This window comes from Acinetobacter sp. L-24 (genome assembly GCF_056857555.1).
Genome location: NZ_JBSXNI010000006.1, coordinates 1 through 9,133 on the forward strand (window position 1 = coordinate 1; position 9,133 = coordinate 9,133).

At 42.9% G+C, this 9,133-nt stretch carries 8 protein-coding genes and 1 pseudogene; 5 read left to right on the plus strand and 4 right to left on the minus strand.

Annotated features, from left to right (window positions below):
* Positions 1–122: pseudogene (locus tag AC13CK_RS00150) on the plus strand (IS5/IS1182 family transposase); the annotation flags it as partial.
* Between the two features lie 100 nt (positions 123–222).
* Here AC13CK_RS00150 and AC13CK_RS00155 read toward each other — a convergent pair.
* Positions 223–768, minus strand: coding sequence for a glutathione peroxidase (locus AC13CK_RS00155; protein ID WP_005249624.1), 546 nt, complete (start codon positions 766–768; stop codon positions 223–225).
* Between the two features lie 190 nt (positions 769–958).
* Here AC13CK_RS00155 and AC13CK_RS00160 point away from each other — a divergent pair, with 190 nt between their 5' ends.
* Positions 959–1,855: a DMT family transporter gene (locus tag AC13CK_RS00160; RefSeq protein WP_482830849.1), complete on the plus strand. Its 897-nt coding sequence runs from the start codon at positions 959–961 to the stop codon at positions 1,853–1,855.
* A 445-nt stretch (positions 1,856–2,300) separates the two neighbouring features.
* Here AC13CK_RS00160 and tsaC read toward each other — a convergent pair whose 3' ends face one another.
* The 3 genes from tsaC to AC13CK_RS00175 are packed head-to-tail and all read right to left on the minus strand — an operon-like array spanning position 2,301 to position 5,262.
* A complete protein-coding gene (gene tsaC, locus AC13CK_RS00165) occupies positions 2,301–2,870 on the minus strand; it encodes an L-threonylcarbamoyladenylate synthase type 1 TsaC (protein ID WP_086044343.1) in 570 nt (189 codons plus the stop codon).
* A gap of 41 nt (positions 2,871–2,911) precedes the next feature.
* Entirely contained in the window at positions 2,912–4,051 is a 1,140-nt protein-coding gene (gene dprA, locus AC13CK_RS00170) for a DNA-processing protein DprA (protein WP_253145948.1), read from the minus strand.
* A gap of 56 nt (positions 4,052–4,107) precedes the next feature.
* Complete coding sequence (locus tag AC13CK_RS00175; protein ID WP_243474751.1) at positions 4,108–5,262, minus strand: LysM peptidoglycan-binding domain-containing protein; 1,155 nt, start codon at positions 5,260–5,262, stop codon at positions 4,108–4,110.
* 120 nt (positions 5,263–5,382) lie between these two features.
* Here AC13CK_RS00175 and def point away from each other — a divergent pair, with 120 nt between their 5' ends.
* From def to AC13CK_RS00190, 3 genes are all read left to right on the plus strand, one after another.
* Positions 5,383–5,913 (plus strand): peptide deformylase, encoded by a 531-nt coding sequence (def, locus tag AC13CK_RS00180; protein WP_044112406.1) that lies wholly within the window; start codon positions 5,383–5,385, stop codon positions 5,911–5,913.
* Between the two features lie 92 nt (positions 5,914–6,005).
* Positions 6,006–6,416, plus strand: a complete 411-nt coding sequence (locus tag AC13CK_RS00185) for a DUF2946 family protein (protein ID WP_004644876.1) — start codon at positions 6,006–6,008, stop codon at positions 6,414–6,416.
* Between the two features lie 72 nt (positions 6,417–6,488).
* Positions 6,489–8,519 carry a TonB-dependent copper receptor gene (locus AC13CK_RS00190; RefSeq protein WP_425880119.1) on the plus strand — a complete coding sequence of 677 codons (2,031 nt, stop codon included), beginning with the start codon at positions 6,489–6,491 and terminating at the stop codon, positions 8,517–8,519.
* Positions 8,520–9,133 lie beyond the last annotated feature (614 nt).

Sequence of the window (9,133 nt, forward strand, 5' to 3'; positions counted from 1 at the left end):
ATTAAAGCAATTTAGAGGAATAGCTACTCGATATGACAAGCTCAAAAGAAATTATCAAAGTTCTGTTGCTTTAGCCTGTATATTTTTATGGCTACCTTTATAGGGTTAATTATGAACAGTAAATGTCAACAGACCCTAATCGTTTTTAAATAAAAAAAATAAGTATCTACCAAGAAAATAGATACTTATTTCAAGCTTGATGCTTATGAGAATAATCGAGAATTATTTTGCAAGTTCTGCATTCACTGCATCGACAATCCGTTGATCATCTGCAGTAATATCTGGAGCAAAACGTGCCACTACTTCACCATTTTTATTGATCAGGAATTTTTCAAAGTTCCAGAGCACTTCTGGTGGCTGATTTGGGGTTAAACCATAATCGACCAGATCTTTCCACCAAGGGCCTTCACCGATACGTTCCGGTACAGCCTGCGTAAGGTTGGCATATAAAGGATGCTTGTCTTCACCCGCGACAGAGATTTTAGCAAATAGCGGGAAGTCAACTTTATAATTCACTGAGCAGAATTCCTGAATCTCGGCTTCGCTACCCGGTTCCTGTTCCAAAAAGTTATTGGCAGGGAAGCCCAGAATTTCCAGACCTTCCGCTTTTTTGTCCTGATACAGTTTTTGTAAGCCTTCATATTGCGGCGTCAGGCCACATTTAGATGCGACGTTAACCACCAGCAAAACCTTACCTTGGTACTGGTTTAAAGTGGTTTCTGTTCCTTCAATGGTTTTGACTGGAATGTCATATACAGAGCGAGTCATTAGATTTCCTGTTTATTGCGACTGAACGGTATTTGTTTTAACGGGTATTCGCTTTCAGTACAAGTAAAAACAGGTGAGCTCAGTTACTTAAAGCTGCAAATTGCCTCAATATTATGTGAAAAATCTATTATGCTAGGATGCGCGAATACGCATAGCTTAATAACAAGACCAGCGACTCATGGATGAAAGTATGACACAGCAACAAAAGGCAGTCTGGTGGGCCATGGCCTTACCACTGGCCGCAGTTTTGATTTGGTCTCTGAATATGACTGTCACCCGCTATGTGGCAGATTATATTTCTCCCATCAGTATCAGTTTCTACCGCTGGGCCTTGGCCTTACTGATTTTAACTCCATTCATGTTGCCCAAAGTCAAAGCAGCGTGGCCGGAGATCCGTCCATATCTCGGGCATTTTGCTGTTTTGAGTGCGCTGGGAATGGTGCTTTATCAGGGGTTGGCTTATAGTTCGGCACACTATACCACTGCAACCAATATGGGCCTGATCAATGCCTTTATTCCTATTTTTACCATTATCGTGGGTATTTTTGTTTTAAGGATTCGCCCAACACAGGCTGCAGTGCTGGGGAGTCTTCTGTCTTTTATTGGCTTAATGTATGTCATGGCACAAGGGCAGGGCCTGCAGTTTTTAACTGTTGGTGAAAGTTATATTGGCGATCTGTTGATGTTGATCGCAGTATTTTTCTATGCCTGTTATGGCGTGTTTCTGAAAAAATGGCAGATTCAGATTCCACTCTTAGTGAGCCTGTATATTCAGATTTTTATGGCCTTTCTCTATCATATTCCTTTGGTATTGATTTTAGGTCTGGACAGCATCAATCATGCTAATGCAGCCAGCATTATCTATGCCGGAATTTTCCCATCCATTGCCGCGCCGTTATTCTGGATGATGGCTGTGCAGCAACTTGGTCCCAATCGCAGCAGTATTTTTATGAATCTGATGCCGGTTTTTACTGCAGTAGTCGCATATTTGTGGCTGGGTGAAGCGTGGACCATGTATCTCAGTATCGGCGGTGGCATCATTTTACTTGGAATCCTCTGTGCTCAATATCCCGGAAGATCCGCTTAATCAGGAATTAAAAGAGCTAATTAAGAATTTTGTCTGATTAAATATTGAGCGGTTGATCAAAACTTTTTTAATTGAAATCCCCTTTTAAATGCTAATTTTCAAATGTTAAAACAAATAGAAAAATATCGTTTTATTTTAAAAAGAGAATAGAAAGAGCAAGATATTTTGAATATTGCTCAAAAATTGTTTGCTATTAATAGAAAATATGTATTATTTGATTGTTTTATTGTACTTGTCGTCGCATTCAGTTTCTTTCATAATGCGCCCATCGAGAATGATCAAGCAAGAAAATCCTTGTTTTATCAGACTCCCAGAGATTTTCTGAACCCTCTGGATGTGATTTATGCACATCCTTTTTTATGCTCAGCCATCCCTATATGGCTGAGCTTTTTTTTGTCTTAAAACTTTAGTCGGGCTTGAGTGTCCCGACTAAATCAGACAGGACTCAGTCACGAATAATTGCGCCAGTCACTGCATCAATGATCCGGCTTGGTTGCTGACTTAAACCGAGGTCACCATTCAGATAATTTAGATTCTGGTCAAAATAGCGGATCGCATCCTGCAGTGAGCGGGCAGGTTCCATACCGGCAGGGTTGGCACTGGTAGAAACGATAAAACCGCCAAAGGCCTGACACAATGCGACACAGAGCGGGTGAGTGGTCACGCGGACGGCTACTTTAGGGTGATGACCTTTAATCCAGTCAGGAATGTCTTTATTTGCAGGAAGTAACCAGGTGGTCGCGCGATCAGCAGGTCTGTCATGGTTCCAGGATTCAATCACTTTTTCACGCATTTCTTCAGTTAAATCCTGCAACAGATGTTCTACCTGTGAAAGATGAGCTGCCAGCAGAATCACGCCTTTTTCAATCGGGCGCTGTTTTAATTCTAAAATCTGATGAAATGCCTGTTCATTATAGGGGTCGCAACCCAAGCCCCAAACAGCCTCTGTAGGATATGCCAAGACTTGTCCATCTTTAAGCCATGCTGCTGCTTCGGCAACAGAGGTAGTGATCATGTGGATACCTTATATCAAACAACAAAGCGCTATTGTGAACCTTATTTGAGAATCCGACAACGTAGATAGAGGCCGGCTTGCTGGGTACAAAAACCGAGTAACTCCAGTTCCATGAGTTGGCTGGTCAAAGCAGATACCTCTTGCTGAACCTGCGTTCCCAGTTGATCCAAACTCTGTCCCACCCAGTCCAGCTGATTATACAGACTGAGCAGATGCGGTGGAATTTGCTGTGATGTTGCTTCAGTAACTTTCGTTTTGGTGGTATTTTCTAAAGCCTGCCATTGCGTCGCCAGTGCCAGTTCTTCGATGACCTGCTGTGGATGATCAATCAGAATCGCACCCTCACGAATCAGTTGGTGACAACCCTGATAATGCTCGCTGTAAATATGTCCCGGAATGGCAAACACAGTTTTACCTTGCTCAGCTGCCAGTTTAGCCGTAATCAGAGAACCACTTTTTAATGCAGCTTCTGCCACAATCACACCTAGACTTAAACCACTGACGATTCGGTTGCGCCGTGGGAAATGGTGCTGCAAAGGCAGCGTATCTGGTAGAAACTCACTGATTACTGCACCACCGTGCTCAATGATTTGCTGGCGTAGTGATTGATGTTGTGCTGGATAGGTTTGATCCAGTCCGGTCGCCATCACCGCAATCGTGCCTTGATGCTGTAACGCAGCCCGATGCGCTGCTTCATCAATACCGTATGCCAGACCGCTATTGATATAGAAACCCTGTTCACTCAAATAAAAAGCAAAGTCATAAGCTACTTGCCGGCCGTGTGGACTGGGTTTGCGGCTGCCCACAATGGCAATCTGTGCCTGAAGCAGGGTATCGGATCTACCCTGACCAAAAATGATCGGTGGTTTATCTGCATAAGGATGCAACTGCTGAGGATAATGCGGATCGCTGTGCAGCAAAATAAAATCGCTATCCTGCTGGATCTGCTGCAGACATCGCTGAAATTTTTGCTGCGCTTCTGGGAGGTAAAACTCTTTTAAGCGCTGCACATGATTGGCATGAAGGCCGAGTGCTTGCCAGACGGGTACTTGATCCGGCTGAAGGGCATGCGCCAGTTCGGCATAATGTTGACTGATTTTATAGAAACTCGAAAGAGAATGCTGAACCAGATACCATAACGTAATTGTTTCCAGTTGCGCGCGTGATAACGGGTTCAGCATATTGAGACCTATAGGGTTGTCTTCTTATTATTAAGTTTTTTTATTTAGACAAATATTTATTCATCTAAAAGAGGTGCTTGAATTCCTGCACCAACCTTGATTGGTAATTCGCTCTCTAGCACATAGGCATAGCTTAATTGATCGAAGTTTTTGAATACCATGATTTGGCCAATACGCTCACCTGGCAATTGCACACGTTCTTTAGTTTTAGGATCAGTGACCACTTCACCTTTTTGATTCACACTAAAGACATGACCCGTCTGAACTCCATGTGCCGTACCACGGTCAATGGTGACAACACTATGACGTGCTGCTGTACCAATTGACCCCAATACACGCACAATCTGGCCACCGGCAGCAATATTTTCTGCATTGGTCGGATAGAACAGAGTCGGTAACATTGGATCGTATTCTGGTAAGACACGATCACCGCGACGTACTTCAGCATTGTAACTATCTGTCAGTTCAAGTGTGGTGACATCACCTTCGCCACGAACTGCAATACCGGATGCCACCTGTTGCAGCTCGAGTGCAGCCGTATATTTCTTGCCATTCGCATCGGTAAATACATACGGTTCAGCTTCGCGATACACGGCATAGCGTTGACCAACTTCCAGACCGTTACCACGTACATAGACTTTCTGGCCTTTGCCTGCCAGTACGCGCTGATCGGCAGTTCCAAGAATATATGGCGTACCTTGAACTGAATCAGGTGCCATCAGGGTGTAGCGTTCCAACCACTGCTTGATATGTTCTAGTGGAATTACTGGAATGGTATTGTTTAACGATTCAACCCGAATCTGAGGTTGCAAGGAGGTGCTACCCAGATAACGGCTGATAATGCCTTCACAACCATCACCTTCGTCTTTACCAATAATCGGACGGCCCTGGTAATCACACATCAGTAGGCGGTCACCCGGGAAAATCCAGTGTGGATTTTTGACGTGCTTGTTGCTGGCCCAGATTTCCGGCCAACGTACCGGATTTTTCAGGAAGCGTTTCGAGATATCCCAAAGTGTATCTCCTTTTTTCACCACATACACGTTCGGTGCACTGGCTTTTAATGCCGGTGGATTGACGTTACGTGCAGGTGCTGCCTCGGCGGAATGAATGGTCCCCATACTGACGCCTACACAAATAGCAAGTGCCAGCATCTGATTTTTAAACCCCAAGGCACTAAAAAATGGCATGCCCTTTAAAACCTTTTTCATTATCATAATTCCTAAAATTATGTGCGTAGTTGCGTTATAATAACGATCTTACACACATTTTTTTGATGAAGCATTCCCTTCATTTGGTTTTTTGATCAATGGCATAATTGAGGATGCAGTATGGCCTTATTACCTATTTTAAGTTTCCCGGATCCCCGTCTTCGTACCATTGCCCAACCTGTCGAAGAAGTAACTGATGAAATTCGTCAGCTCGCTGCAGATATGTTTGAAACCATGTATGAAGCACCAGGTATCGGACTTGCCGCGACTCAGGTGGATCGTCATATTCAGCTGATTGTTATGGATCTGTCTGAAGATAAAGATCAACCGATGGTGTTTATTAACCCCAAAATTACACCATTGACTGAAGAAACGCAGCCCTACGAAGAAGGCTGTCTATCAGTTCCTCAAATATACGATAAAGTTGACCGTCCGTCACGTGTAAAAATCGAGGCAATTAATCTGCAAGGTCAAGCATTTGAGCTTGATGCTGACGGACTTCTCGCTGTGTGTATCCAACATGAAATGGATCACTTAAATGGCAAATTATTTGTTGATTATTTATCACCATTAAAACGTCAACGTGCACGTGAAAAAGTGGAAAAACTGGTTCGCCAGCGTAATAAAGACAAGGTGGCAGTGAAACGCTAGGATCATTTTAAAGTTTATTTAAATGGTCTAACAAAGCCCAATTCTGATTGGGCTTTGTTATAATCAACATAAGCATGTTTTAGGAATAGCCTGTGTTTTTACGCGCGGGGCTGCTATTTGCATTTGCAGCTGTGTTTCTACAGATTGCTGTATTTTTACAGCCTTTGTTACCGAAGCAATATCAGGTTGCTCCGGTCTGTGAAACCATCACGCGTGCGCTTTTTATCGCGACAGATGCTCATGCGCAGCATAGCGCTGGCGAGCATAGTCACCTTATCCAATCTGATCATCTTCAACATGATCATCATGATGCCAATCATCAGTGTCAGTACTGTAAGGTTCATGCCAATTTAGTCTTACCGCCTGATCTGGACATCAAACAGGTTCTTGACCGGATTCATGTCCGTTTAATTGCCTATCAAAAAACCTTTAAGCATGTCTGGTTTGTCCTTCAGCAACTCTTCTTAATTCCTCAGGGGCGAGCGCCACCACTGCCTGCATAAATCTGCATTTTTCAGCTTGGGTTGGTATTGACTCAAGCCGTGCCTAATTTATGTATTTAGTGAGATAGAGAAATGGCTCAGCCTAAATTTTCTTTACAGCCACTTGCGGCTGCGATTTGTGTAGCTTGTTATTCTTCGATAGTGATGGCCAATGACGCCATGCCGGTTCAGACATTTGCCCCGATTGTGGTGACGTCAGCATCAGGTAATGATGCCAATGGGCTGATTGTCCGCGCTGATCCAAAACAGCCGATTCAACCGATTCCTGCCAGTGATGGTGCGGATTATTTGCAAAGTATTGTCGGCTTTAGTTCGGTCAATAGCGGTGCCGGCACTAATGGTGATGTGACGTTCCGCGGCATGTTTGGTTCACGAATTAAGATCCTAACTGATGGCACCGAAAACCTGGGCGCCTGTCCAAGTCGTATGGATTCGCCGACCTCTTATATTTCTCCGGAAAGCTATGACCGTATTTCGGTGATTAAAGGACCGCAAACGGTTCAGTATGCCAATACTGGCTCTGCGGCCACAGTGATTTTCGAACGTACGCCGGAACAGTTTGATCAAGATCAAAACTATCGCGGTCAGGCCAGTGTCTTGATGGGGTCATTTGGCCGTCTGGATCATAATGTCGAAGTTGCAGCAGGCGATGATCAGAAATATGTCCGACTCAATACCAATCGTTCGGTATTGAATAGCTATCAAGATGGAGATGGAACCACTGTACCTTCAGATTGGGAGCGCTGGAATGCGGATCTGGCATTGGGCTGGACTCCAGATACAGATACCTGGGTAGAGCTGACTGGCGGTAAAGCTGATGGTGAAGCAGTTTATGCCGGCCGTGCAATGGACGGTTCCAAGTTTGCCCGCGAAAGTTTAGGACTTCGTGTAGAAAAGAAAAATCTTACCGATATCATTCAAAAAGTCGAAGCTCAAGTGAACTATAACTTTAATGACCACGTTATGGATAACTTTAGTTTACGTGAGTTCCAGCCTGGAGGAATGATGAGTATGCCAATGGCGACCAATGTGACACGTAAAACATTGAACGCGCGTATGGCAATGACCAATGAGTGGGATAAATTGCAGCTGATTACTGGTATTGATAGTCAGAATAATGAACATACTAAACGTAACGGAAGTCTGATGACGCTGTATCAAACTCAGCCACGAACTAAAGATATGGAATTCCAGTCTGTGGGAGCTTTTGGAGAACTGAGTTATCTGTTCAGTGATAACAATAAGCTGGTGTCTGGTGTTCGTCTTGATCAGGTCAATGTAGACGCTGTTCAATCTCAACAGGAACGCAAAGAAACTTTACCGAGTGCCTTTATTCGTTTTGAAAATCATCATCCCGATCATGATGATGGCAAGACCTATATTGGCCTGGGTTATGTCGAGCGTATGCCGGATTACTGGGAATTATTCAGTCCTAAAACGGGAAATGATAACGTTAATACTTTTGCCAATATTGATATTGAAAAGACATTACAGCTAGATTTTGGTTATCAACATGAGCATGGTCATTTCAATTCATGGGCATCCGCATACGCAGGTTTGATCAATGATTATGTGTTAACAACCTATAAACCTACTGGCATGATGAGAATGCTTGAAGCACATACCCGTAATGTCGATGCCACTATCGCTGGTGCAGAAGCTGGAATTGGTTACCAGTTTACTGACCGCCTGCAGGCCGATATCAGCGCCATGTATGCCTGGGGTGAAAACACCACAGATAATACGCCTTTGCCACAAATCTCTCCTTTAGAAGCCCGTGTTAACTTGCGCTATGTTCAAGACAAATATAATTTTGGATTGCTATGGCGTGTAGTGGGTGGTCAAAACCGGATCAGTCTTAACGAAGGTAATATTGTGGGTTATGATAACAAGCAGAGCGCAGGCTTTGGTATTTTGTCTTTAAACGGTAGCTACCATGTTATGGATAGCGTGGATGTATCAGTCGGAGTCGATAATGTTCTAGACCGGACTTATACCGAGCACTTAAATAAAATGGGTGCTTCCGGGACAGGTTTACCAGCAACCGAGCAGTTTAATAATATGGGACGTAATTACTGGGCACGTGTCAGTATGAAATTCTAATTGTTGCTTAATATTCCAAAAGCCATTGCTCAATAGCGATGGCTTTTTAATTTTTAGCGTTGCAATCAATTTTTCATATTTAAATCGGGCCTATGTATCTTGGAAGAATACCGGATAAAACAAGTTTTGTATATATAAACGCCAGGTTGCTGAAGAATCAAACAAGAATAGAGTGTGAATTGAACGATATAAGTCATGTGATAAAGACTTTTATAATTTAAATTCAAATAAAACAATATCTTAGTTTTTTTTAGGTTGGTTTTGTTGGATGTGCTCAATAAAATTCAAAAATAATGAAAATAAATTAACTATATATAACAATTACTTATATTTTTATTGGTTTGAAAAATAAACACACGATAAAAAATCTTTGCAAGAAGTATTGCACGGGCTTTGAAATGCTGTAGAATGCACATCCATCGGCGGTGATGAAGATTAAAACCTCTGATAAAACAGTGACTTAGTTGAGTTTAATTGAGTTGGGTTTTATTTGATAAGTTTGAAAAATAGTTTTCATTACTGGTTGACTTTCTAGAGATAGAGAGTAATATAGCCGACCTAGCTTGCTGGTGACGAATCAGCAAGAAGATCATTAAGAGATTATGAAGAACAAC